23 protein-coding genes and 1 tRNA gene are annotated in these 25,772 nt (G+C 45.2%); 13 read left to right on the forward strand and 11 right to left on the reverse strand.

What is annotated here, in order from left to right:
- Positions 1–143: 143 nt before the first annotated feature.
- The 7 genes from ruvX (at position 144) to rplT (ending at position 6,807) form a co-directional block, all read left to right on the forward strand.
- On the forward strand, positions 144–569 hold the full coding sequence (ruvX, locus tag DW800_RS18905) for a Holliday junction resolvase RuvX (protein ID WP_005836066.1): 426 nt from the start codon (positions 144–146) through the stop codon (positions 567–569).
- 43 nt (positions 570–612) lie between these two features.
- Positions 613–1,170 (forward strand): peptide deformylase, encoded by a 558-nt coding sequence (gene def, locus DW800_RS18910; protein ID WP_005827872.1) that lies wholly within the window; start codon positions 613–615, stop codon positions 1,168–1,170.
- 117 nt (positions 1,171–1,287) lie between these two features.
- On the forward strand, positions 1,288–3,348 hold the full coding sequence (locus DW800_RS18915; RefSeq protein WP_117703610.1) for a tetratricopeptide repeat protein: 2,061 nt from the start codon (positions 1,288–1,290) through the stop codon (positions 3,346–3,348).
- Positions 3,349–3,427: 79 nt separating this feature from the next.
- The gene (gene thrS, locus DW800_RS18920) at positions 3,428–5,368 is read left to right on the forward strand and encodes a threonine--tRNA ligase (protein WP_117703611.1); all 1,941 of its coding nucleotides are present in this window, start codon (positions 3,428–3,430) and stop codon (positions 5,366–5,368) included.
- A gap of 120 nt (positions 5,369–5,488) precedes the next feature.
- A complete protein-coding gene (gene infC, locus DW800_RS18925) occupies positions 5,489–6,091 on the forward strand; it encodes a translation initiation factor IF-3 (protein ID WP_005827878.1) in 603 nt (200 codons plus the stop codon).
- A gap of 67 nt (positions 6,092–6,158) precedes the next feature.
- Entirely contained in the window at positions 6,159–6,356 is a 198-nt protein-coding gene (gene rpmI, locus DW800_RS18930) for a 50S ribosomal protein L35 (protein ID WP_005827880.1), read from the forward strand.
- A 100-nt stretch (positions 6,357–6,456) separates the two neighbouring features.
- The gene (gene rplT / locus DW800_RS18935) at positions 6,457–6,807 is read left to right on the forward strand and encodes a 50S ribosomal protein L20 (protein WP_004289896.1); all 351 of its coding nucleotides are present in this window, start codon (positions 6,457–6,459) and stop codon (positions 6,805–6,807) included.
- A 538-nt stretch (positions 6,808–7,345) separates the two neighbouring features.
- Here the strand turns inward: rplT and DW800_RS18940 are convergent.
- From DW800_RS18940 to DW800_RS18970, 8 genes are all read right to left on the reverse strand, one after another.
- A complete protein-coding gene (locus DW800_RS18940; RefSeq protein ID WP_035448046.1) occupies positions 7,346–8,653 on the reverse strand; it encodes a phenylacetate--CoA ligase in 1,308 nt (435 codons plus the stop codon).
- A gap of 30 nt (positions 8,654–8,683) precedes the next feature.
- Complete coding sequence (locus DW800_RS18945) at positions 8,684–9,265, reverse strand: indolepyruvate oxidoreductase subunit beta (protein WP_009036846.1); 582 nt, start codon at positions 9,263–9,265, stop codon at positions 8,684–8,686.
- Between the two features lie 4 nt (positions 9,266–9,269).
- Complete coding sequence (locus tag DW800_RS18950; RefSeq protein ID WP_119958274.1) at positions 9,270–10,862, reverse strand: thiamine pyrophosphate-dependent enzyme; 1,593 nt, start codon at positions 10,860–10,862, stop codon at positions 9,270–9,272.
- A gap of 76 nt (positions 10,863–10,938) precedes the next feature.
- Positions 10,939–11,976: an endolytic transglycosylase MltG gene (gene mltG, locus DW800_RS18955; protein WP_117681625.1), complete on the reverse strand. Its 1,038-nt coding sequence runs from the start codon at positions 11,974–11,976 to the stop codon at positions 10,939–10,941.
- Positions 11,977–12,041: 65 nt separating this feature from the next.
- Positions 12,042–12,953, reverse strand: coding sequence for a TolB family protein (locus tag DW800_RS18960; RefSeq protein WP_117681632.1), 912 nt, complete (start codon positions 12,951–12,953; stop codon positions 12,042–12,044).
- Between the two features lie 194 nt (positions 12,954–13,147).
- Positions 13,148–13,306, reverse strand: a complete 159-nt coding sequence (locus tag DW800_RS19765; RefSeq protein ID WP_165859505.1) for a hypothetical protein — start codon at positions 13,304–13,306, stop codon at positions 13,148–13,150.
- Positions 13,303–13,794 carry a hypothetical protein gene (locus tag DW800_RS20000; RefSeq protein ID WP_229103257.1) on the reverse strand — a complete coding sequence of 164 codons (492 nt, stop codon included), beginning with the start codon at positions 13,792–13,794 and terminating at the stop codon, positions 13,303–13,305. Before DW800_RS20000 ends, DW800_RS19765 begins: the two co-directional genes overlap by 4 nt.
- A 380-nt stretch (positions 13,795–14,174) precedes the next feature.
- A tRNA-Thr gene (locus tag DW800_RS18970) sits at positions 14,175–14,247 on the reverse strand.
- A 199-nt stretch (positions 14,248–14,446) separates the two neighbouring features.
- On the opposite strand from DW800_RS18970, the gene DW800_RS18975 reads away from it, so the two are divergent.
- The 5 genes from DW800_RS18975 to DW800_RS18995 all read left to right on the forward strand — a co-directional run bounded on the left by DW800_RS18975 (position 14,447) and on the right by DW800_RS18995 (position 20,628).
- Positions 14,447–16,120 carry an SDR family NAD(P)-dependent oxidoreductase gene (locus DW800_RS18975; protein ID WP_117681626.1) on the forward strand — a complete coding sequence of 558 codons (1,674 nt, stop codon included), beginning with the start codon at positions 14,447–14,449 and terminating at the stop codon, positions 16,118–16,120.
- Between the two features lie 140 nt (positions 16,121–16,260).
- Complete coding sequence (locus DW800_RS18980) at positions 16,261–18,729, forward strand: SLBB domain-containing protein (protein ID WP_117866191.1); 2,469 nt, start codon at positions 16,261–16,263, stop codon at positions 18,727–18,729.
- 8 nt (positions 18,730–18,737) lie between these two features.
- Positions 18,738–19,844 (forward strand): Wzz/FepE/Etk N-terminal domain-containing protein, encoded by a 1,107-nt coding sequence (locus tag DW800_RS18985; RefSeq protein WP_044468719.1) that lies wholly within the window; start codon positions 18,738–18,740, stop codon positions 19,842–19,844.
- Positions 19,823–20,170: a UpxY family transcription antiterminator gene (locus tag DW800_RS18990; RefSeq protein WP_005827910.1), complete on the forward strand. Its 348-nt coding sequence runs from the start codon at positions 19,823–19,825 to the stop codon at positions 20,168–20,170. Before DW800_RS18985 ends, DW800_RS18990 begins: the two co-directional genes overlap by 22 nt.
- Positions 20,167–20,628: a WbuC family cupin fold metalloprotein gene (locus DW800_RS18995; protein ID WP_009036853.1), complete on the forward strand. Its 462-nt coding sequence runs from the start codon at positions 20,167–20,169 to the stop codon at positions 20,626–20,628. Before DW800_RS18990 ends, DW800_RS18995 begins: the two co-directional genes overlap by 4 nt.
- Positions 20,629–20,709: 81 nt before the next feature.
- Here the strand turns inward: DW800_RS18995 and dnaJ are convergent, their stop codons facing one another.
- Complete coding sequence (dnaJ, locus tag DW800_RS19000) at positions 20,710–21,882, reverse strand: molecular chaperone DnaJ (RefSeq protein ID WP_035448062.1); 1,173 nt, start codon at positions 21,880–21,882, stop codon at positions 20,710–20,712.
- Positions 21,883–21,893: 11 nt separating this feature from the next.
- The gene (locus DW800_RS19005) at positions 21,894–22,526 is read right to left on the reverse strand and encodes a nucleotide exchange factor GrpE (RefSeq protein ID WP_005827933.1); all 633 of its coding nucleotides are present in this window, start codon (positions 22,524–22,526) and stop codon (positions 21,894–21,896) included.
- A gap of 221 nt (positions 22,527–22,747) precedes the next feature.
- Here DW800_RS19005 and DW800_RS19010 point away from each other — a divergent pair, with 221 nt between their 5' ends.
- Positions 22,748–24,367 (forward strand): ABC-F family ATP-binding cassette domain-containing protein, encoded by a 1,620-nt coding sequence (locus DW800_RS19010; RefSeq protein ID WP_057258978.1) that lies wholly within the window; start codon positions 22,748–22,750, stop codon positions 24,365–24,367.
- Between the two features lie 280 nt (positions 24,368–24,647).
- On the opposite strand, the gene DW800_RS19015 is transcribed toward DW800_RS19010, so the two are convergent.
- Positions 24,648–25,700 carry a leucine-rich repeat domain-containing protein gene (locus DW800_RS19015; protein WP_009036854.1) on the reverse strand — a complete coding sequence of 351 codons (1,053 nt, stop codon included), beginning with the start codon at positions 25,698–25,700 and terminating at the stop codon, positions 24,648–24,650.
- Positions 25,701–25,772 lie beyond the last annotated feature (72 nt).

A 25,772-nucleotide genomic window follows, 5' to 3' on the forward strand; every position in this document is an offset into this window, starting at 1 on the left:
TTGACATACAAAATTCATTTGAAATAATTAGTGAAAAAATCAGAGGAGGGGATGTTTGATACTATCAGACATCCCTTTTTCTGTATTATATATGTAAGATTAACGGCGGAATTCAAATTTTAATCGTAATTTTGTAGCCCATTATGAGTAGAATAATAGCCATAGACTACGGTCGGAAACGCACGGGAATAGCCGTGAGTGATACATTGCAGATGATTGCGAATGGACTGACAACTGTGCCTACACACCAATTGTTGCAGTTTCTTCTTGATTATGTGGCTAAGGAGCCGGTAGAGCGTATCTTGGTAGGCTTTCCTAAGCAGATGAACAATGAGGCTTCGGAAAATATGAAGAATATCGAACCTTTTGTCCGTTCGCTGAAGAAGAAACTGCCTGACATGCCGGTTGAATATGTAGACGAGCGTTTTACTTCTGTTCTGGCTCATCGGACGATGCTTGAGGCCGGATTGAAAAAGAAGGACCGCCAAAACAAAGCGCTGGTGGATGAAATCAGTGCAACTATTATTCTGCAAACTTATTTAGAGAACAAACGTTTCTCTTTTTTATAATGTATAGAAAGTAATTTGTAATTAGTAATTTGTAGTAAAGGAAATGATTTTACCCATTTATGTGTACGGCCAGCCCGTATTGAGAAAGGTAGCAGAGGATATTGCCCCGGACTATCCGAATTTGAAAGAACTTATTGAGAATATGTTTGAAACGATGGACAATGCTGAAGGTGTGGGACTTGCTGCACCGCAAATAGGTTTGCCTATCCGCGTAGTAACCATTAATCTGGATGTCTTGTCTGATGATTTGCCAGAATATAAAGATTTCCGCAAGGCGTATATCAATGCCCATATTCTGGAAGTGTCCGGTGAGGAAGTTTCTATGGACGAGGGTTGCTTGAGCCTTCCAGGAATTCATGAATCAGTGAAGCGTGGCAACAAAATACGCGTGCAATACCTGGACGAGAACTTGGAACCGCACGATGAGATTATCGAAGGTTACCTGGCACGCGTGATGCAGCACGAGTTCGACCATCTGGAAGGAAAGATGTTCATCGACCATTTGTCTCCGTTACGCAAGCAGATGATTAAAGGAAAACTGAATGCCATGTTGAAAGGCAAGGCACACTGCACTTATAAGGTGAAAACCGTAAAGAAATAAGTTTAACCATATAATATGGTATAAAAGGCTCAAAAAATATAAAAAGTGTTCCGCTAATCCCGACAAGTAAACGAAAAACGTTACTTTTGTTTCGTTTACAAGCATTTATAAAACAAGATGATAAAAAAAATACTGACGGCTATTTTGCTGTTACCCACATTGTTGTATGCACAAATCAATACGGAACGGGTGATGACCATTGCTCGGAATGCATTGTATTTTGAGGATTACGTGCTTTCTATCCAATATTTTAATCAAGTAATCAACGCGAAACCTTATTTATATGAGCCTTATTTCTTCCGTGGACTGGCAAAAATCAATTTGGATGACTATCAGGGAGCGGAGAGTGATTGTGATGCTGCGATTCAGCGGAACCCTTTTGTGGTAGGTGCTTACCAAATCAGAGGATTGGCACGTATCCGTCAGAACAAGTTTGACGAGGCGATTGAAGATTATAAAACTGCCATCAAATACGACCCGGAGAATGTGGTGCTTTGGCATAATCTTTCCCTTTGCCATATTCAGAAAGAAGATTATAAGGCGGCTAAGGAAGATTTGGGTACGCTTCTGACAATTGCCCCCAGATATACACGTGCTTATCTGATGCGCGGGGAAGTCTCCCTGAAACAGAACGATACGATACAAGCTTTGCGTGATTTTGACAAAGCCATCGATATGGACCGTTATGACCCGGATGGATGGGGGGCAAGAGCCATTGTACGCCTCCAGCAGGGGAAGTATAAAGAGGCTGAAGCTGATTTGGACCAGTCTATCCATCTGAGTGCAAAGAATGCCGGTAACTATATCAACCGTGCCTTGGCGCGTTTCCATCAGAATAATTTGAGAGGCGCCATGAGTGACTATGATTTGGCTTTGGATATTGATCCGAATAATTTTCTCGGGCACTACAACCGCGGTTTGCTGCGTGCCCAGGTGGGCGATGACAACCGGGCAATAGAGGATTTTGATTTTGTGTTGAAGATGGAACCGGATAACATGATGGCCACCTTCAATCGTGGTTTGTTACGTGCGCAGACGGGGGATTACCGGGGAGCTATCAGTGACTATTCCAAAGTGATTGCAGAATATCCTAACTTTATGGCCGGCTATTATCAGCGTGCCGAAGCCCGTAAAAAGATTGGCGACCATAAGGGAGCCGAGCAGGATGAGTTCAAAATCATGAAGATGCAGATAGACAAGCGTAACGGTGTTTCTTCTGGTGACAAAAAGGAAGGTGACGACAGTAAGGATGTTGCGGATAATTCCTCGGAAAACTCCAATGGAGATGGCGGGAAGACCCGTAAGAAATCCGACAAGAACATGGAAAATTATCGGAAAATTGTAATAGCGGACGATTCGGAAGTTGACCAGCGTTATAAGAGCGATTATCGCGGACGTGTACAAGACCGAAATGTGACCATCAAGCTTGAGCCGATGTATGCTTTGACTTATTATGAGAAACTGAGCGATGTGAAACGTATCGTACATTATCATAAGTATATTGAGGAACTGAACCATTCGAAACTGTTCCCGAAGCCACTGCGCATCACCAATATGGAAGCTCCGCTGACGGAGGAACAAGTACGCTTCCACTTTGCTTTGATAGACGCTCATACGTCTGATGTGGTGGCTGACGAGAAGAACGCCAAGAAACGTTTCATGAGAGGTCTGGACTTCTATCTGGTTCAGGATTTTGCCAGTTCCATAGATGACTTTACAAAGAGTATCTTGTTGGACGACACTTTCTTTCCGGCATACTTTATGCGTGCTTTGGTGCGTTATAAGCAACTGGAATATAAAAAGGCCGAAGCCACAATGAGTGAAGGCGCCACTTCGGGTACAACGGAAATGAAGAAGCCAGAAGTGACGGCCATCGATTATGAAGTTGTGAAGAATGACCTGGACCACGTTATTCTATTGGCTCCTGATTTTGTCTATGGCTATTATAACCGTGGCAATGTGTCTTCGTTACTGAAGGATTACCGTGCCGCCTTGGCGGATTATGACAAGGCGATTGAGCTGAGTCCCGATTTTGCTGAAGCATACTTTAACCGTGGGTTGACGCACATCTTCCTGGGGAATAACAAACAAGGTATTGCCGATTTGAGTAAAGCCGGAGAGTTGGGCATTGTCTCGGCCTATAATATCATAAAGAGGTTTACAGATACACGGGAATAACATTTTTTTGCTAAAAAATAGAATATCAAAAAGAATTAGCTATTTTTGCGTTCTGAAAAATGAAATATACATATAAACTATGATAAAGATAACATTTCCAGACGGCTCTGTTCGTGAATATAACGAAGGAGTAACGGGACTGCAGATTGCAGAAAGCATCAGTTCGCGATTGGCACAAGACGTGCTGGCTTGTGGCGTGAACGGAGAAATTTATGATTTGGGGCGTCCTATCATGCAAGACGCTGAAGTGGTTCTTTATAAATGGGAGGATGAGCAGGGTAAGCATGCCTTTTGGCATACCAGTGCCCACTTGCTGGCCGAAGCTTTGCAGGAACTCTATCCGGGCATCCAGTTCGGTATAGGTCCTGCTATCGAAAACGGTTTCTACTATGATGTGGACCCGGGTGACACGACTATCAAGGAAGCTGACCTGCCAGCCATTGAGAAAAAGATGGCTGAACTGGTGGCTAAGAAAGAAGCGGTTGTCAGACAAGACATTGCCAAGGCGGATGCTTTGAAGATGTTCGGTGACCGTGGAGAAACTTATAAATGCGAGCTGATTTCCGAATTGGAAGACGGCCACATCACAACTTATACGCAGGGTGCATTTACCGACTTGTGCCGTGGCCCTCACTTGATGACCACAGCGCCTATCAAAGCTATCAAGCTGACTTCCGTTGCCGGTGCTTATTGGCGTGGACAGGAGGACCGTAAGATGATGACCCGTATCTATGGTATCACCTTCCCGAAGAAGAAGATGCTGGATGAGTATCTTGTTCTGCTGGAAGAAGCCAAGAAGCGTGACCACCGCAAAATCGGTAAGGAGATGGACTTGTTCATGTTTTCTGACACCGTAGGTAAGGGGCTCCCGATGTGGCTACCCAAAGGTACTGCACTGCGTATCCGCTTGCAGGACTTCTTGCGCCGCATTCAGGCCCGTTACGATTATCAGGAAGTAATGTGTCCGCCCATCGGCAACAAATTGCTTTACATCACTTCCGGACACTATGCAAAATATGGTAAGGACTCCTTCCAGCCCATCCACACACCGGAAGAAGGAGAGGAATACTTCTTGAAACCGATGAACTGTCCTCACCACTGTATGATTTACAAGAACTCACCCCGTTCTTACAAAGACCTGCCTTTACGTTTGGCAGAGTTCGGTACGGTTTGCCGTTACGAGCAGAGTGGCGAGTTGCACGGTTTGACACGTGTACGTAGCTTTACGCAGGATGATGCGCATATCTTCTGCCGTCCGGACCAGGTGAAGGATGAGTTCCTCCGTGTAATGGACATTATCTCCATCGTGTTCGAATCTATGGACTTCGAGAACTTCGAGGCACAGATTTCCTTGCGCGACAAGGTGAACCGCGAAAAATATATCGGTAGCGACGAGAACTGGGAAAAAGCAGAACGAGCCATCATCGAAGCTTGTGAAGAAAAGGGTCTGAAGGCAAAAATAGAATATGGAGAAGCCGCTTTCTATGGTCCTAAATTGGACTTCATGGTGAAGGATGCCATCGGTCGCCGTTGGCAGCTGGGTACCATCCAGGTGGACTACAACCTGCCGGAACGTTTCCAGCTGGAATATACCGGTGCCGACAATCAGAAGCACCGTCCCGTAATGGTTCACCGTGCTCCGTTCGGCTCCATGGAACGCTTCGTGGCTGTGCTTATTGAGCATACGGCCGGTAAGTTCCCGTTGTGGCTGACTCCCGACCAGGTTGCCATCCTGCCTATCAGCGAGAAGTTCAACGACTATGCGCATGAAGTGAAACAATACTTGAAGCGATATGACATCCGTGCCATTGTGGATGAGCGCAATGAAAAGATTGGTCGTAAGATTCGTGACAATGAGATGAAGCGTATTCCGTACATGCTGGTTGTAGGTGAAAAGGAGGCTGAAAACAAGGAAGTTGCTGTCCGCAAGCAGGGAGAAGGTGATAAAGGAACCATGAAATTTGAAGAATTTGCCAAAAAAATGAACGAAGAAGTTCAGAATATGATAAATAAATGGTAACTTTGCGCCCAATTGTAGAAGCATAGCATATATTAGATGTTCTAAAGTTCGCTTTTACTTAACAAAAACATTAATTTGGGAATAGTAAATAAGAAACAAACTGGAAGTAAACGTTATTTAATGAAGAATGACAGCTTAAAAGGGCAACATCGGATTAACGAACAAATCCGGGCCAAAGAAGTCCGCATAGTGGGCGATGAAGTAGAACCAAAAGTGTATCCGATAGCGCAGGCTTTAAGACTTGCTGAAGAACATGAAGCGGATCTCGTGGAGATTTCTCCAAATGCACAACCCCCTGTTTGTCGTATTATTGATTATTCTAAATTTCTTTATCAGTTAAAGAAGCGTCAGAAAGAACAAAAGGCAAAGCAGGTGAAGGTGAACGTGAAGGAAATACGTTTTGGACCTCAGACTGATGACCATGATTATAACTTCAAGTTGAAGCATGCCAAAGGCTTTTTGGAAGATGGCGATAAGGTGAAAGCCTACGTATTCTTTAAAGGCCGTTCTATCTTGTTCAAAGAGCAAGGTGAAGTGTTGCTGCTCCGTTTTGCCAATGATTTGGAAGACTATGCGAAGGTAGACCAAATGCCGGTTTTGGAAGGAAAGAGAATGACAATCCAGCTCTCTCCGAAGAAAGTGGCGGCACCTAAGAAGAGCGCGGCTCCCAAGCCTGCAGAAGATGCGCCAAAGGCTGCGTCGGCTGAAACCGAAGAAGAATAAAGAAGTGAGTAACGCCATAGGTATAGTGCGTTGCCATATAATTTAATAATTAAAAAGTTTAAAAAAGATGCCAAAGATGAAGACTAACTCCGGTTCTAAAAAGAGATTTACTCTTACCGGAACAGGTAAAATCAAAAGAAAGCACGCTTTTCATAGTCACATCCTGACTAAGAAAACTAAGAAGCAGAAAAGAAACTTGTGCTACTCTACACTTGTTAGTACAACAGATGTAAGCCAGGTGAAAGAGCTCTTAGCAATGAAGTAATTGAAAAGCGTACAAAAGTATTAAAGTTATTAACCGAATGCATTAGCTTTAAGTCCGCTGCGTGAAGTAACGGCGCTAACATTCAAAAACAAGTAAAACTATGCCAAGATCAGTAAATCATGTTGCTTCTAAAGCAAGAAGAAAGAAAATTTTGAAATTGACCAGAGGTTACTTTGGTGCAAGAAAGAACGTTTGGACTGTTGCCAAGAATACTTGGGAAAAAGGTTTGACCTATGCGTTCCGTGACCGTAAGAACAAGAAGAGAAACTTCCGTGCTTTGTGGATTCAGCGTATCAACGCTGCCGCTCGTCTGGAAGGTATGTCTTACTCTAAGCTGATGGGCGCTTTGCACAAAGCTGGTATCGAAATCAACCGCAAAGTGTTGGCTGATTTAGCGATGAACCATCCGGAAGCTTTCAAGGCTATCGTTGCTAAAGCGAAGGCTGCATAAAAACAGTTAGCAGATAAATTACGAGGTGCTGATTACTCTTTTGGTAGTCAGCACTTTTTGTTTTCTGATACTCCGGGGAGGGGTTAAAACTTGAAAAGGACTTGAAACAATTTACTGCTTTTACTTGTTTCTTTCATAGAAACTCATTACCTTTGTTATAGAAAAAATAGCCGCATTGATTGGATCGGGAAACTCATCAATTTTTATGAAATACCGAGACAAGCTTCGCTTCTCAATGGCGGGCCACGCCCTTCGGGGTAACTCTTGAGTCGGTGGATTACAAAGAGGAGGAGCACTCAAATCATGTCATACGGAGTTTCATCACATCATCGGTGCGGCTTTCTATAAAAGAGGAACGGTAATCTGTTTGGATAACCGTTCCTCTTTCGTTTTATGCGGATGTGGGTGATTGTGAAACGATGATACGTGATGCTGAAACAGATGATGTGTCAAGGGAAGATAGATGATGTGTTTATACAAGACAGACCATCTGTATCGGGTGAACAGATGGTCTGTTTTGAAAAGAGTTTTTTTAAGTTTATTTGTTGTCCCGTAAGTCTTTTACCCTGACGGCTTTTCCTTCGCTCTGCGGCAAGGAACCTTTCTTTACCAACCGTAACTTCGGAGTTACCAGAATCTCGTCTTTCAGCTGGCGGGTAATGGCTTTGCTAATCTTTTGTAGCTCGATGTAATTGTCAGTAGAGAGGTCGCTAAGTTCAACTTCCACAATTATCTCATCCTGGTTATTGACCGTTTCGAGCGTGATGAGGTAATTGCTGCCCAATTCGGGGAATTGTACCAGCACCTTTTCCACCTGCATGGGGAAGATATTGACTCCCTTGATGATGAACATATCGTCGCTACGGCCTTTGATGCGGTCTATACGGATGTGGGTACGTCCGCAAGGGCACTTGCCGGGCAGGATGCGGGTAAGGTCGCGTGTACGGTAGCGGATGAGGGGCATCATCTCTCTGTCCAGCGTTGTCAGTACCAGTTCGCCGATTTCACCTTCCGGTACGGGTTCGCCGGTTTCCGGGTTAATGATTTCGACCAGGTAGCAATCTTCCCAGAAGTGCATGCCGTCTTGTTCGGTGCACTCGAAGGCTACGCCGGGACCGTTCATTTCAGTCATACCAAAGCTGTTATAGGCTTTGACGCCAAGCATGCGTTCAATCTTTCTGCGTTGCTCGTCTGTGTGGGGTTCGGCACCGATAACAAGCGTTTTCAGACTTGTGCCGGCGGGGTCCATCCCTTCTTCCTGGAATACCTCTGCCAAGCGGATGGCATAGCTGGGAATGGCATGCAGGGCAGTGGTCTTGAAGTCGGTGATGAACTTTATCTGACGCTTGCTGTTTCCGGCAGCGGCAGGAACAGTCAGCGCACCCAGACGTTCGGCTCCATACTGAAAGCCCAGTCCTCCGGTGAACATGCCGTAACCGGAGCTGTTTTGGAAAACATCCGTCTTACGGATACCTACCATATAGAGGCAGCGTGCCACTAAGTTAGCCCAAGAGTCCAAATCGTGTTGGGAGTGTACGATGACCGTCGGCGTGCCCGTAGTGCCACTGGAAGAATGGATACGTACTCCGTCCTCACGCATATCGCCTGCTACTAATCCAAAAGGATAATTGGCGCGCATATCGGCCTTGGTAGTAAACGGTATCTTACGTATGTCTTCTATAGACCGGATGCTGTCGGCAGTGATGCCATGCTCTTGGAATACCTTTTTATAATAAGGAGAGTTGGCGGCAATGCTGACAGTCTTTTTTAACCGTTGCAGTTGCAGTTCGCGCAACTGCTCACGGGGCATCGTTTCAATCTCTTCTTCCCAGTATTTGTTATTCATGGTATGTTGAAATTTAGAGTCAATTATAGTTTACATCAGTTTTTCAGCAATCTCTTTGCCGGCAGCCAACGCTTTGAGGTTCAGCTCTACAATGGCGTCACCCTTGCGTTGGAAGATTTCGCGGATGCTGTCTTGCACCTTTGCATAGTCGATGCCGAGGAAGGGGATGGTGGCACCCAGCAGTACGATGTTCGCTACACGGGGAGAGCCGACTTCTTTTGCCACTTCGTTTACGTTCAGCATGATTTTATGCGGCAGCTTGTTGATTTCAGCCTTGATGTCTTCCTCTGCCGGATAGTTGGGAATGTTGATGAAGGGGGCTTCATTGGTCACCAGCCAACCTTCGGGGCTGAGGTAGGGGAGGTAGCGCAGCGCCTCCATCGGTTCCAGGGAGATGATGAGGTCGCATTTTCCTGTGGGGATGAGGTCCGAAGCGATAGGTTGGTCGCTGATGCGCAGGTTGGACTGCACGTCGCCGCCTCGCTGGCTCATGCCGTGTACTTCTGCCTGCTTCATGTAGAGTCCGTCCTTGAGGGCTGCTTTGCCTATTACGGTGGCGATGGAGAGGATACCTTGTCCTCCTACGCCGGAAAGTATGATGTCTTTTTTCATGGCTTTACTTGTTTCTTTTTTTGCGTGCTAATGTTTGGATACATTCTCTGCGGGGGATGATGACGGATACGCCGTGGTACTCGATTTCTTCCCGGATGATTTGCTTCATCTCTTCGTAGTTCTTCTTCAAGGGCACTACGACGCGGATGTGTTCGGGAGCTACACCGATGCCGGCGCAGATGGCTTCCAGACGTCCGGTGCCGGCAGAGTCTTGTCCTCCGGTCATGGCGGTGGTTTCGTTGTCGGAGATGACGATGGTGACGTCGGCGTTTTCGTTGACGCAATCCAGCAGTCCCGTCATGCCCGAGTGGGTGAAGGTGGAGTCGCCGATGACGGCTACGGCAGGATGCAGGCCGGCATCCGAAGCACCCTTCGCCATGGTGATGGAGGCGCCCATATCCACGCAAGAGTTAATGGCGTTGAATGGGGCATTGGCTCCCAGCGTGTAGCAACCAATGTCGCTGAACACCTTATAAGTGGGATATTCTTCTTTCAATACTTGGGTCAGCACCGTGTACATGTCGCGATGGCCGCAACCCTCGCACAAAGCGGGCGGGCGCATCTCTACCAAAGAAGGAACGCTGAATTCAGCCTTGTTCTCCTTGCCTACGGCACGTGCCACGCTGTCCGGGTTCAGCTCTCCGTCTTGTGAAAGAGTGCCGTCCAAACGGCCTTTTACTTTGATGCCGATGCCCAGATAGCCTTTTAGCTGTTTTTCTACGAACGGTTGTCCGTCTTCCAGTACCAGAATCTCGTCACATGCTTCTACCAGCTGCATCAGCTGTTTCTTGGGCAACGGGTATTGTCCGATTTTCAGTACCGGATATTCGCAACCTTCGGGATAGTTCTCCATCAGGTAGTTGTAGCCGATGCCGCATGCCACGATACCCAGCTTTTTGTTGGGGCCGTCGGTATATTTGTTGTAAGCGGAGTTTTCAGAAGCTTTGATAAATTCGTCCTGGCGTTGCAGCAATGCTTTGTAACGTTTGCGTGCATTACCCGGCAGGAGGATGAACTGACGCGGGTCTTCGCTGAAGGAAATCTCATTCTGCGGTTGTTGCTCCTTGCGCTCTACGCCGGAACGGGAGTGTGCCAGGCGCGTAACCATGCGCATCAGGATGGGTTCGCCGGTCTGTTCGGAGAAGTTGAATCCGTTGTACACCATGTCGTATGCTTCCTGCTGGTTGCTTGGTTCGTACATCGGGATGAGGGAGAAGTCGCCATAGAAGCGGCTGTCTTGCTCGTTTTGTGAGGAGTGCATGCTGGGGTCGTCGGCAGCAATGACTATCAGACCACCTTTTATGCCGGTAATGGCAGAGTTGATGAAACAGTCGGCAGCTACGTTCATACCCACGTGCTTCATGCACACCAATGAACGCTTACCTGCAAAGGACATGCCCAGGGCAGCTTCCATCGCAGTTTTCTCGTTAGAGCACCAGCGGTTATGGATATTCTTTTCGGCAGTAATCGGTGCCATCTGAATATATTCGGTGATTTCCGTAGAAGGAGTGCCGGGATAGGCATATACACCCGAAAGTCCGGCATCTAATGCAGCTTGTGCAATGGCTTCATCGCCAAGTAAGAGTTGCTTGCTCATATCTGAATATTTAAGTGTTAGTCATGGATTAATATTTGACGCAAATATAGGATTTTGCTTTTATTTTATCAGCAGATTACTTGAAAATCTTTCTTTCGTTTAATGCATTCCAATATTTTCTTGCATTTTTCATGTGCTCGGCATAATTGGATGCAAAGTTATGGGTGCCCGAGAAGTCCTCTTTGGCACACATGTAGAGGTAGTTGTGTTTCGTATGGTTCAGCACAGCATCCAGCCCGATGGGTGAGGGGATGCGTATGGGGCCGGGAGGTAGTCCGGTGTTGAGATAGGTATTGTAGGGGGATTCTACTGCCAGATGGGCATTCGTAATTCTCCGCAAGCCGAAGTCCTGCAAGGCAAATTTGATGGTAGGGTCGGCTTGCAGGGGCATGCCGGTGTGCAGGCGGTTGATGTAGAGCCCTGCCACCATTGGTTTTTCGGGATTGTTGTTTGTCTCTTCCTCAACGATGGAGGCGAGGGTGCAGACTTCCGTCAGGGTCATTCCGATGGCGGTGGCTTTGTCTAAGCGTTCCTGGTTCCAGAACTTCTGGTGCTCTTTTTGCATTCTTTCGAAGAACTCTTCTGCACTCATGTCCCAATAGACTTGGTAGGTTTCGGGGATGAAGAGGCAGGGCAGGGTCTCTTTGTTGTATCCCAGTTTTTGTTGGAATGCGGAGTCGTTCATCAATCCGGCTATTTCGGCGGAGTCTATCATGAGCTGTTTACCTACGCTGCGTGCCAGCCGGTCCAGTGTGCGTACGCTGCCGACGGTAAGGTTCATAGGTTCTTGATATCCGCGGTACAGACGGCTGAATACGTGATATACATTTTCCTCCGGCCGGATGGCGTAGCGTCCGGTGTGTATGTTTTCGGAATATTTCTTGTATTGGGCCATCCAGCGGAAGCCGGTGAAGCTTCGGGGATGGCCTTGTTGTTTCACCTTATTATATATGGAGTCGGCGGTGTCGTCGCGGTCTATATAGATATAGACTGTCCTTTGCGGATGGAATTGCGGGGCAAACAGATAGTAGTATACCGTTCCTGCACAAGCTGCTCCAATAAGAATCAGTGCGACGAATGTTCCGATAATAATTCTCTTCTTTTTCTTTTCCATTTTGTTTTACTGCATCTTTAGTCGGGCAAAGTTAGTAAAAATGGAGTGAAAATCCTCAAGTCATATCAGTTAATTCGATAGCTGACAAAGGCTATGCGTTTGCTGTCCGGTGCCCATGAGTTGACATTGATGGTGCCTTGTCCACCGAAAAGCTTTAACAATGTCTTGGGTTCTCCACCGTTTGCGGGCATTAGGCGCAGCTCTACGTTCTTGTTTGCCAGGTGCTCTCCCGGTTCCAGGTCACCTTTGTAGTAGGTGATGAATACAACGGATTTTCCGTCAGGGGAGATGTGGGGGAACCAGGAGTTACGGGTTTCGTCAAAGGTCATCTGGGTCTGTTCGGAGCCGTCTGCCTTCATGTGCCAGACTTGCATGAGTCCGGTGCGTACGGAATTGAACCAGATGTATTGTCCGCAGGGGGAATATTCCGGTCCGTCATCCAGACCTTCGGCAGTGGTCAGGCGGGTTTCTTCACCTCCTTCCGCCGGGATGGTATAGACGTCATAGTTGCCGTTTCGTTCGGCGCAATAGGCAAGCTCTTTGCCGTCGGGGCTCCAGCCGTGGAGGTAGCTGGGAGCCATAGGTGTTATTAAACGGGGAGTGCCGCCCGTGATGGGAAGTGTATAAATGCGCGATTTATAGTCTTCTTTTGTCCCGTGGCTGATGGCTATCTGCTGTCCGTCGGCCGAGAGGACGTGGTCGTTGTTGCAGTTTTGGGCAAATCCGGTGTTTATCAGTTCCGGTTCGGCAGGCGAGGTGGGGGAAAGGCGGTAAAGCTTTCCGTCGTTGTTGTATAGCAGCCATTGCCCGTCGGGCGTCCAATTGGGAGCTTCAATCCGGTAGGGAAATTCTTTTACGACGGTCCGGTTACCGTTAGTTACATCCAGTATTTCGAGGACGCTGGTAATCTCGTTTTTTTGTTGAGCGGTTGCGGTCAGTGCAACAGTTGCAAAGAAGGGGATTAGATAGGGTTTCATGTTCATATCGTATTTAATAAATCTCCGCAAGATACATTTTTTATTGGAAACTACATAGTCGGAGCATGCTTTTTTCAGAGAGAATCTGTAGTGATGGTCGAATGCGTAGTGCTTATCATATGAATAGTCTCCGGGATTCTTGAAATAGTTGTCCACATACTGCCAGTTGTCGGTGTCGAGCGGCGTGTGCGAAGTCATGTACGATAGGGAGCTTTTATCTCTACTATCTCGCTGTCCAGACTAATCAGGTCTTTGCCCAAGCGGACAATGCGGGCATCTTCGGGCATGTAGTCGGTGCCGACTTCCCCCTTTCCGCCTCCGCCGAATGACAACCCATCCTGTACCTTCGTCATCTATCACGGCACCCGGGTCGAAAGGAGCCCTGCAGTGGCCTAATCCTTGGGTGAACTGGTTCACCAGCATACGTCTTACCGTCCGATTCCACTCGCGATACGATGGATGGTGCCCATGAGGCTATACCCCATGGCGAAAGGACCTTTACCTCAATCAGTCCGTGATAAGTCCAGTTTACCATGTCATCGGTGGACAGCATGACCAGTGAATGGATGTATTGGTATGTGTTTTTGCCGTCTTTTCCCACACTGTCCAGTTGCTGGGTGTCATTGGTTCCATACACATAGAGCCTTCCGTTGTATTCCACCGATGTCGGGTCGGCCACAAAAATGAAATCCAACAGCGGGTTGGCGTTTCCACTGAAGAATTGGGGTGATTTTACCGGACGCGTGTCTTTCTTTCTTGAATCGGAAAGCGCCCACACATCGTTTCCTGCGGATATAGCCGCCAGCAGCAAAGCCGCTGTAAATAACTTGATTCTTTTCATTTTTTTATAGTATGTTATAGGAATCTATGGTAGCCTTTTGATTTTGGCTTGTGTTCTTCAATCACCTCAATCCTTTATTTAAGATTGAAAAATCGGGTTATTGAAAAGTTGCCGCAAATATTGGGAATTACTATGTATAATATAAGGTGTATTATGTTTTTAATAATGTGCCTATATGTTTCAAGTTATCATTGTAATCAGATGGTGCTGTTTTAAACTTGCTTTACTTGCTTTGGGATAATTATGCGGCTATGGATTAAATTGTTTGGAAGGGCATTGTGTTTTATGCAAATATATTGGTAGAAGAGCGTTTTTTTATTCTAACGATTCTTGAAAAGAAAAAGCACTGATTATTCCAGATAATCAGTGCTTGAATATCGAGCCGCTAGCCAGACTTGAACTGGCGACCTACGCGTTACGAATGCGTTGCTCTACCAACTGAGCTATAGCGGCAATAAGCTTTTGTTTACGGGGTGCAAAGGTACATCTTTATTTGAAAAGGCAAAAAGAATCTCTGTTTTTTTTAGAAATATTTTAGTGGGATAATTTTCTATTTGAATGTCCTGAACTTTATTGCCATAAAAATTGGATAATAAAACGAAAAGAAGCATCTTTGTCGTAGGTCCTATAGCAAATAAGTCTGATACTGATTATGAATTTAAGAATCTATTATAAATATCTTTCTTCACGCATAGCGTCCAAATGGACGGTGTTGTTGGTAGATGTAATTATCGTTGTGATTTCCATGCTTTCTGCATGTTTTTTGCAATATAGGCTTTCGTCCGTATCTTATGAAATTTCTTTGTATGTATGGCTGACCATTTTGGCTGTCTTGTGTAATGTCTGTTTCTTTCATATTCTCCGTACTTATGTGGGTGTTATCCGTTTTTCCTCTTTTGTGGATATTTATCGTGTGTTTTGGAGTCTTACGATAAGCTATGCTGTACTGTTTTTAGGGAATTACTGTTGGTCTGTTTCGGGGCTTGGAGAAACTTTGCCGAACAGCATTCTGTTTATGGCATATATGTTCACCTTCTCTCTGATGGCTTGTATGCGCATTGCTGTGAAGATGCTTTATGAAGCTATTGCTTTTGATGCACGTCATTGCGTGAATGTTTTTATTTATGGATTCCATGGGACTGGAGTCAATGTTGCAAAATCCTTGAGAGTTAGTCGTAATAATCATTATCGCCTGCGTGGCTTTATTTCGGACGAACCTGATATGATAGGTAAACATACGATGGGATGCAGGGTATATCCCAATGATGAGCAGCTGTTTGACCGTCTAAAGAAAAAGAAAGTGGATACAATCATTATCTCTCCAAGCAAGGTGTCGGATTTGGAAAATTCCGGAATGCTGGATAAACTGTTCTCTCATGATATTCATGTAATGACCGTTCCTCCCTTAAGCGATTGTATGGACGATGGACTGATAAAGGACATTCAAATAGAAGATTGGCTCCGTAGAGAACCGGTGCAAGTTGACATGCGTAAAATTACGGCCCATATCGAGGGGCGTAGAGTAATGGTTACGGGAGCGGCGGGAGCTGTAGGAAGGGAAATCGTTCGCCAGTTGGCTACACTGAATCCTTATCAGTTGATTCTGGTAGATCAGGCAGAATCCCCATTGTATGATGTACAGTTGGAATTGTCTGATCATTGGAAGAATCTGGAGGTCCGTGTATTGGTTGCAGATGTTGCTAACCGTACGCGTATGGAGGCTATATTTGAAGAAACACGTCCTCAACTTGTTTTTCATTCTGCTGCGTATAAGCATGTACAACTGATGGATGATTTTGTATCGGAGGCAATTCAAACGAATATATCGGGGACAGTGAATATTGCGGACCTGGCGGCAAAGTATAGAGTGTCCCGTATGGTTATGATATCTGCTGCTAATGCACGTCATCCGGAGAATGCTATGGAATATAGTAAGCGTGTGGCGGAAATATATGTGCAATCATCTGATTGCAGGTTGAAACGCGACACAAGGGAAACTGATATGTTCATAGTACGTTTGGGTGAGGTGTATCCGACGAATACTCATTGTTTGATTACCTTGTCTGAAGCTTGTATGCTCACCCTGGAAGTGGGAGTCATGGGGGATGGGGGAGAAGTGTACATTGTGGGAGGGCCTGGGGATGGACTTTTGGATTCTGTAATCGGTGAAAAAATAAAGCGTGAAAAGGCATCTGTTGATGATTATGAACATGTGCGGGAAGAAGTGCTGGCCTTGGTGCAACATAGTTATACTGAAAAAAAGGCTATTTTGATTGGACTAATGAAAAAAATAGTGCCAATTTTTCCGCTTTCTTCTACCCGATGAAAAGACGTGAAAGTGACAGTTTTTTAATGCTTTTTCTGAAACTTAGAGGTGGAATAAATGTATATTATAAAAATAATATATTACCTTTGTGCCCGATTTATATTTATTACAAGAACTCAAAAGATTAATCAGAATATCTTATGCGTAGATTAATAACACTATTCTTTTTGGTATTTACTTTGTCAGGGGTAGCTTTTGCTCAGCAGATGTCAGATGATCAGGTTGTTCAGTATGTAAAAAGCGCTCAGCAGATGGGCAAAAATCAAAAGCAGATTACTACTGAATTAATGCGGCGGGGAGTGACAAAGGAACAAGTTGAAAGAATTCAGAAAAAGTATGAAAACTCTAAATCTGGAAGTCCGCAGAGCAATACCCAAGATGAGAAGCGTTCTCGTCAACGTGGTGAAATGAGTGGCGTAGTCAAAGGGCTGCGTACAACTTCGGAAACTTATTCTGCCAGACAAACGGATGTTGCAGGGGATTCTTTACAAATGATGGATAATCGTTCCTTGTCTCAAGAGAAGGAAACAGAGGATCCGACTTCGCAAATTTATGGTCATAATATTTTTACTAACGATAATTTGACTTTCGAACCCAATGTGAATGTTGCTACTCCCGAGAATTATCGTCTGGGGCCTGGTGACGAGGTGATTATTGATGTGTGGGGAGCTTCTGAAACAACGATTCGACAAACAATCTCTCCGGAAGGAAGTATTCTTGTGAATAATTTAGGACCGGTTTATCTGAGTGGCAAAACTGTAAAGGAAGCCAATAATTATTTGAAACAAGAATTTGCCAGAATATATTCTGGAGTAACCGGAAATGTTCCGTCTACCCAAGTTAAACTGACATTAGGAGAAATACGTTCTATTCAAGTAAACGTTATGGGTGAAGTTGTGGTGCCCGGAACTTATACCCTCTCATCATTTGCTTCCGTATTTCATGCTTTATATCGTGCAGGTGGTGTGAACCCGATTGGTAGTTTGCGCAGTATTAAAGTGATTCGCAATGGAAATACAATAGCGGATTTGGATGTTTATGATTTACTTATGAAAGGAAAAATGAAGGATGACATCCGTCTGCAGGATGGTGATGTAATTCTTGTGGATCCTTACCAGTCACTGGTACAGATATTAGGTAAGGTAAAACGTCCGATGTTTTATGAAATGAAACCCACTGAAACCGTAGGTACATTATTGAAGTATTCAGGTGGTTTTACGGGTGATGCTTATAAGAAAGCATTACGTATAATCCGTAAAAGTGGACGTGAGCATCAAATTTATAATGTGGATGAGATGGATTATTCCGTATTCCGCGTAGATGACGGTGATAAGATAACGGTTGATTCCGTTTTACAGCGTTTTGAGAATCGTGTGGAAATCCGCGGTGCTGTATATCGTGAAGGTTTGTATCAGTTGGACGGTACGATGAATACAGTGAAGCAGCTGATTAAGAAAGCGGAAGGACTTCGCGGAGATGCATTCTTAAACCGTGCTATAATCGATCGTGAACTTGAAGACTTGTCGCATGAGGTTATACAAGTAGATGTGAAAGGTTTGCTGAACGGGACGGCTGCAGATATTCCTTTGCAGAAGAATGACATTTTATATATTCCAAGTATTCATGACTTGAAGGAAGAAGCTACACTTACCATTCATGGTGAAGTTACCAATCCGGGTACATATCTTTATTCTGATAAAATGACAGTAGAGGATTTGGTGTTGCAGGCTGGTGGCTTGTTGGAGGCGGCGGCTACAACAAAGGTTGAAGTTGCACGGCGCATGAAAGATCCGAAGAGTACATCTTTCAGTACTACAGTAGGCCAGAATTTCTCTTTTGATTTGAAAGATGGCTTATTGGTGGGAGAAGGAAGCCAGGATTTCCATCTTGAGCCTTTTGATGAAATTTATGTTCGTAAGAGTCCGTCCTATTTTAAACAACAGAATGTTATGGTGGGTGGAGAAGTCCTTTTTAGCGGTAATTATGCACTATCGAAAAAGAATGAACGTTTGAGTGACTTGATAGCTAAGGCTGGTGGAGTAACTCCCGATGCTTATATAAAAGGAGCGCGTCTTATACGTAGGATGACCGAAGAAGAATTCCGCCGTAAGGAAGATGCTCTGCGTATGGCGCAAGCGGGAGGCGGAGATTCCATATCTGTAAAAAGATTGGATTTGTCCGATACCTATTCTGTAGGTATAAATCTGGGAGAGGCCTTGAAAAATCCTGGTTCAGATGCTGATATGGTGCTTCGCGAGGGAGATGTATTATTTGTTCCGGAGTACGTAAGTACAGTGAAAATCAACGGTGCTGTAATGTATCCGAATACAGTTTTATATAAAAAGGGTGAAAGCTTGAAATATTACATCAACCAGGCTGGTGGTTTTGGTAATGACGCCAAGAAACGCAAGGTCTATGTAATATACATGAATGGTACAGTTTCTCGTTTAAGAGCAGGAAACAAGAAAGCCATTGAACCAGGTTGTGAAATAATTGTTCCAAGTAAAGAACAGAAAAGGAAGATGACTACCACTGAAATTCTGGGAATGGGAAGTACGACAGCTTCTATTGCAGCGATGATTGCGACTATGGTTAATCTCTTTAAGTAATTTGAATTATGAGCGAAGAAAAAATACAAAACATAACCTCTCCACAACCTGAGGAACAAGAAATAGATTTGATAGAACTGGCCCAGAAAGTATGGGCTAGTCGCAAATTGGTTTTTAAGGCGTGTGGTATCGCTGCCCTTGTTGGACTGGTTGTTGCATTTAGTATTCCTAAGGAGTATTCTACAAGTGTGACGTTGGCTCCGGAGAGTGGTGGTAAATCTGGTGGCGGAAGTATGGGAGCCCTTGCAGCCATGGCGGGTATCAATTTGGGCACTTCTTCTGGTGAAGATGCTTTGTCACCCGAACTTTATCCTGATATTGTAAGTTCTACTCCTTTTCTGATTGAACTGTTCGATGTTAAAGTCAAGGATCAGAAAGCAAAAGTAGACACGACTTTATATGCTTATTTGAAAGAAGAACAGCGTTCTCCTTGGTGGAGTGCAATTTTCTCCGCTCCTTTTAAGGTGTTAGGATGGACATTGTCTTTGTTTAAGGATGAACCGGAAGAGGGGGATGCAAAGCTGGATCCTTTTCGTCTTACTAGAGATGAGTCTGCCATTGCAGATGCTTTAAGTAAACGTATCTCTGTTTCCGTAGACAAAAAGACAGGTGTGACAACCTTGTCTGTTACTATGCAGGATCCTTTGATATCTGCTTCGCTGACGGATACCGTGATGCATTGCCTGCAGAACTACATCACAGATTATCGAACTAATAAAGCTCGTCATGATTTGGCATTTACCGAAAAACTTTATGGAGAAGCAAAGGCCAGTTATGAGTCTGCCCAGAAGAAATACGCAAATTTTGTAGATGCAAACCAGAATATAATATTGCTGAGTTATCGCGCAGAGCAAGAGCGTTTACAGAATGAAATGAATTTAGCCTATCAAGTATATACACAAGTGTCTCAACAATTGCAGATGGCAAGAGCTAAGGTGCAGGAGATTACACCGGTATATACGGTTGTCCAGCCGGCTACGGTACCTTTGAAGCCTGCAAAGCCCAATAAATTGATGATTTTGATCGGCTTCATGTTCTTGGCAGGTGTCGGCAGTGTGGGATGGATATTATTTGTAAAAGATTTATTAAAGGGATGGAAAAAGCAAACAATATGATGACGGATAATGATATGATGTGCTGGCATGCATTGTACACAGCACCCAAGTCTGAACATAAGTTGATGCAGCGTTTGAATGCTGCGGGATATACTACATATTGCCCGATGCAGGCTGTGTTTGTAAAATGGAAAGGGCATACCCGAAAGGTGATTACTCCTCTTTTTTCCGGATGTTTGTTTGTTGCCGGTAATGTGTCGGAAGTTACCTCATTGGCTTCCTCGCAGAAGGCTGCTATATTAGTAGATAATGAAGGAAAAAGTTTGTCTATTGAGGCGGGCAAAGCAGAACTTCCTGCCAAGTTTGCCCAATTGCTGAAGTTATGATGAAGCTGATAACAGAAGAGCTGCTGGATACCGTTACTTCACGAGCTAAGGAGAACTCCCGTTTACGTATGAATTATAATTTTCATGCGTCTATGGATGCTCCTATTCATCGGTTGCTGAATGCTTTGGAACCGGGAACTTATCTTCCTCCTCACCGTCATACAGGTAAGGAAGAAACTTATCTGGTTTTGCGTGGAAGTCTGCTGGCATTTTTTTATGATGATGCCGGTAATGTAACAGATAAGGTATGCCTCAATCCTTCGGAAGGTAAATATGGTCTGGAAATTCCTTCTAATACATGGCATAGTATTATTGCCTTGGAGTCAGGTACCGTTATTTTTGAAATTAAAAAAGGCCCATATCAGCCTCTACCCTCAGAGGATTTGGCTTCGTGGGCTCCTCAGACTTCTGATACGGAAGGAATAAAGGCTTTTATGAAGCGGATGTTGGAACTTTAACATTTTCCCGATAAAAAAACATAGGAAAGCCTCCCGATATTTTTTATTGTATACCGGGAGGCTTCTTTATGCACCATATTTTCAGTCGAACAGACTCTTGAACTTCTTGAATATTTTCTCCTTAATCGAAGTATTTGGCTTGAAGTTATCCGATTCTTCCATCTCCTCCAGCGCCTTCTTCTCATCCTTGTTCAGCGTTTCGGGTACGTATACGCTGACATTTACCAGCAAATCTCCCGTGCCGTATCCGTTCACGTTGGGTAAACCTTTGCCGCGCAGGCGGAGCACTTTTCCCGGTTGCGTACCTGAGTCAATTTTTACTTTCACCTTTCCATCAATCGTGGGAATTTCTACCGCACCACCCAAGGCTGCTGTCGGGAAGCTGAGGAGCAGATTGTAAATCAAGTCGTTTTCATCGCGTATCAGGTTCGGGTCTTGTTCTTCCTCTACAAGAATCAGCAGGTCTCCCGGCACGCCGTTGTGCTTGCCTGCGTTTCCTTTTCCTCCCATAGAGAGTTGCATACCTTCTGCAACGCCTTTCGGAATTTTTACGGTTACTACTTCTTCACCGTATACAATGCCTTCACCGGCACACTCCTTACACTTGTTCTTGATGATTTTGCCCTCACCGCCACACGTCGGGCAGGTGGTTCTTGTCTGCATGGTGCCGAGTATGGTTTGCTGGTTACGGATTACCGTGCCGCTGCCGTTACAAGTCGGGCAGGTCTCTGAACCACCGTCACCTTCGGCTCCCGTACCATGACAGTGGGTACAAGGCACGTATTTCTTCAGTTTGAATTTCTTTTCCACGCCGGTAGAGATTTCCTTGAGGTTCAGTTTCACCTTGACACGCAGGTCCGAACCACGGTAACGGCGTTGTTGTTGTGCTCCACCGCCTCCGCCGAAACCTCCAAAACCGCCGAAACCTCCACTGTGTCCGCCAAAGATGTCACCGAACATGGAGAAGATGTCGTCCATGGACATGCCTCCACTGAAGCCGCCGAACGGACCACCATTACCGGCGGCACCACCCAGTCCGGCATGGCCAAACTGATCGTAGCGGGCACGCTTGTCCGGATTGCTTAGTACGTCGTATGCCTCTGCCGCTTCCTTGAATTTCTCTTCGGCTGTTTTGTCGCCCGGATTCTTGTCCGGATGATATTGGATGGCTTTCTTGCGATAGGCTTTCTTTATTTCTTCTACCGTTGCTGTCTTTTCGACTTCCAATACTTCGTAGTAATCTCTTTTTTCCATACAGTTTTATGTTATTCTCCGACTACCACTTTGGCATGACGGATCACTTTGTCGTTTAGGATGTAACCGGTTTGTACACAGTCCAGAATTTTGCCTTTCAGTGCTTCATTGGGTGCCGGAATCACGGCGATGGCTTCGTGATAGTCTGTATCGAGCGGTTGTTCCTTTGTTTCTATCACCTTAACGCCGTTTTGTCCCAATACAGACATGAACTTGTTGTAGATAAGTTCAACGCCTTCTTTTACGGCGGCTACGTCGGTGGCTGTTTCCATGTTTTTGAGGGCGCGTTCAAAGTCATCCACGATGGGGAGAATACTGCTGATACTCTTTTCACCACCGTTCAGGATAAGTTCTGCCTTCTCCTTCATGGTGCGTTTGCGGTAATTGTCAAACTCGGCAGACAAGCGCAGGTATTTGTCCTTCTGCTCTTCAATCTGTTCATTGGCCTTTTCCAGTTCCTGGGCGAGCTTTTCTTCTTCTGTCAGGGGAGCTTCGTTTTCTTGTGAAGTTTCTTGTCCGACAGTTTCTTCGTCACATTCGTTAGGAGTAGCTTGAGTTTTCAGCTCCTCTTCCTGGTTGTTTTCTTTTTCTTTCGGATTCATATTGTTATGCTTATTATTCTTGTAAAATGATTTAGCTTTCATTGCTGTTAAGGGTTTAAGTTAATACGATATTAGTGCTCCAGCAAAAACTTTGCCAAAACGGATATTTTTGCCGAAAACGCTGCAAAGGTAATACTTTTATGTCAGATTGACAGCGCTTCTCTGTGTCTATTCATGGAAAAATAACTATCTTTGCACTCGCAATTCGCAGACTAATAGGTATTAAATAGTAAATTGTAAATAAATAAATCGTAAATATAAAGATGATTACAGTCTCTAATGTCTCAGTACAGTTTGGTAAAAGAGTGTTGTTCAATGACGTAAACCTGAAGTTTACAAGTGGTAACTGTTATGGTATCATCGGTGCCAACGGCGCCGGAAAATCTACTTTCCTGAAAACGATTTCCGGGGAGCTGGACCCTACGACGGGCTCCATCATGCTGGCTCCGGGAGAGCGTCTTTCCGTTTTGAGCCAGGACCACTTTAAGTGGGATGCTTTTACGGTGATGGACACGGTGATGATGGGACACACGGTGCTGTGGGACATCATGAAGCAGCGTGAAGTGCTGTATGCCAAAGAGGATTTCACAGACGAGGATGGACTGAAGGTTTCCGAATTGGAAGAGAAATTTGCCGAGCTGGACGGCTGGAATGCCGAAAGCGATGCCGCCGCCTTGCTGAGTGGCTTGGGTATCAAGGAAGACAAGCATTATCTGCTGATGGGTGAGTTGAACAACAAGGAAAAGGTGCGTGTCATGCTGGCGCAGGCTCTCTATGGAAATCCTGATAACTTGCTGCTGGACGAGCCTACCAATGACTTGGATATGGAGACCGTGACTTGGCTGGAAGATTACTTGTCAAACTTTGAGCATACGGTGCTGGTGGTGAGCCACGACCGTCACTTCCTCGATTCCGTTTGTACGCATACGGTGGACATCGACTACGGAAAGATTAACCTCTTTGCCGGTAACTATAGCTTCTGGTATGAGTCCAGCCAGCTGGCGCTCCGTCAGCAGCAGAACCAGAAGGCAAAGGCCGAGGAGAAGAAGAAAGAGCTGGAAGAGTTTATCCGCCGATTCAGTGCCAATGTGGCAAAGAGCAAGCAGACTACCAGCCGCAAGAAGATGTTGGAGAAACTGAATGTAGAAGAAATCAAGCCGTCATCACGTAAGTATCCGGGCATCATCTTTACGCCCGAACGCGAACCGGGTAATCAGATTCTGGAAGTTTCCGGTTTGACGAAAACGCTGGAAGATGGTACGGTGCTGTTCCGCGACGTCAACTTCAACGTAGAGAAGGGAGACAAGATTGTATTCCTTTCGCACGACCCGCGTGCCATGACCGCCCTGTTCGAGATTATCAACGAGAATATGAAACCGGATGCAGGTACTTTCAACTGGGGTGTGACTATTACCACCGCTTACCTGCCGCTGGACAATACTGCATTCTTTAATACAGACCTGAATCTGGTGGACTGGTTGAGCCAGTTCGGTGAAGGCAATGAAGTCTATATGAAGAGCTTCCTGGGACGTATGCTGTTCTCCGGCGAGGAGGTGCTGAAGAAAGCAAGCGTATTGTCGGGAGGTGAGAAGATGCGTTGCATGATTGCACGTATGCAGCTGCGCAATGCCAATTGCTTGATTCTGGATACACCTACCAATCACCTCGACTTGGAGTCTATCCAGGCATTCAACAATAATCTAAAGACCTATAAAGGCAATATCCTTTTCTCATCCCACGACCACGAGTTCATTCAGACGGTTGCCAACCGTATCATCGAATTGACTCCGAACGGTATTATCGACAAGATGATGGAGTATGACGAATACATCACTTCAGACCACATCAAGGAGTTGCGTGCACGTATGTACGCAACAAAGTGATAACGGAAGCTAAGGACTAAATAAGCATATTTTAAATCGTTCCATCATGAGGAAAAAATCGTTCCACCATGGTGGAACGATTTTTTCACCACGGTGGAACAATATTTCTGCCATGATGGAACGATTCTTCTTTCATATCTTTTTTGTTTAATAAAGGCTTGTGCGATATTGAAAAAAAGAAGAAGGTGTGTTAGAATGATTTTTAGCTATCATTCTGACACACCTTCTTTTGCTATTAAAAGAGTCTCTTTGTTCTTATTAAGGCGGGGAATAGTCTGAGTTATTGTTTCTCCTTATATATAATTTTGCCTTGGCTTTCGCCGAAAAGGTTGTCGCCTAACGTGGTAATCTTATTCCCCGTGGCAAGCACATAGCGCAGGTTGTCGCATCCCATAAATGCTCCGTACTCAATGGCGGTTACACTGGCAGGAAGCACCAGCGTGCCGCACAAACGGCCGCAGCCACTGAATGCACGCTGTCCAATGCTTCTAAGCTCTTGCGGGAGCCGTACGTTCAGCAGATACTTCTTTTGGGTGAAAGTATAGTCGGGAATTGCAGTGGCATTACTGTTGGTCATGTCGATGGAAACCAGATTGGGCATATAGTCGCGTATCAATGTGAAGTCGGCTTCGTCCATTTTTCCTTCAACGGTCAGAAAGTTAACGTCTTTGGGCTGAAATCCGGCTCTTAACAGTTCGCTGGCAAGGCTGCCCATTTTACCAATCTGCACATTTACTGTCAGTGGTTCTCCTTCAATGAATGCAAAGGTCTCCCATTTCTTTTTGGTACGATAGGAGTCACTGCATCCCAATGGAACAAATATGGCTGTAACGCTATCGGCCAATGCTTCGGACAACAGATTGGGAGCCGTTTTCTTCCGTATCTGGCATATCTTGAGATTTTTGCATCCCTTAAAGGCAGCATCTTCGATGTTCTTGGTCTTGTCGGAAAGGATAATCCTGGTCAGTGTCTCCTTGCCGATGAAGGTACTGTCGTCCATTTGCTTGCAGAAGGCATATGCCGGAATGCAATTGGCAGGATATACATAAAAACGGTTTGGATAAGTCCCGTTCTTGCCTGCATACATGCTGATGGAGGCATTGGAAATGTCCAGCAGTTGCAGGTTTTTGAATTCATCCCGTAGATGCCTGAAATCTACGGCATTCAGCTTGCCCTGCAGGGTCAGTTGGGTGATTTCATTGGCTTCCGCTTCTGTCATCAGTTCCACCAGGGTGCCAGGTTTGGCCACGTAGTATCTTTTGGATTTTTGTGCCGAGGCATTCAGCATTAACGCCAGTCCGGCAACGGCTAAAAGTATTTTTCTTAGTTTCATGTTTGTCGATTCCAGATTGATTTTTCAAATATAAGAAGAAACCGGCAGGAATACATGAAGTTTTTTCTTTTT

Origin of the sequence: Bacteroides sp. AM32-11AC (genome assembly GCF_003603515.1) — a bacterium.
In the GTDB taxonomy this organism is placed as follows: Bacteria; Bacteroidota; Bacteroidia; order Bacteroidales; family Bacteroidaceae; genus Bacteroides; species Bacteroides uniformis.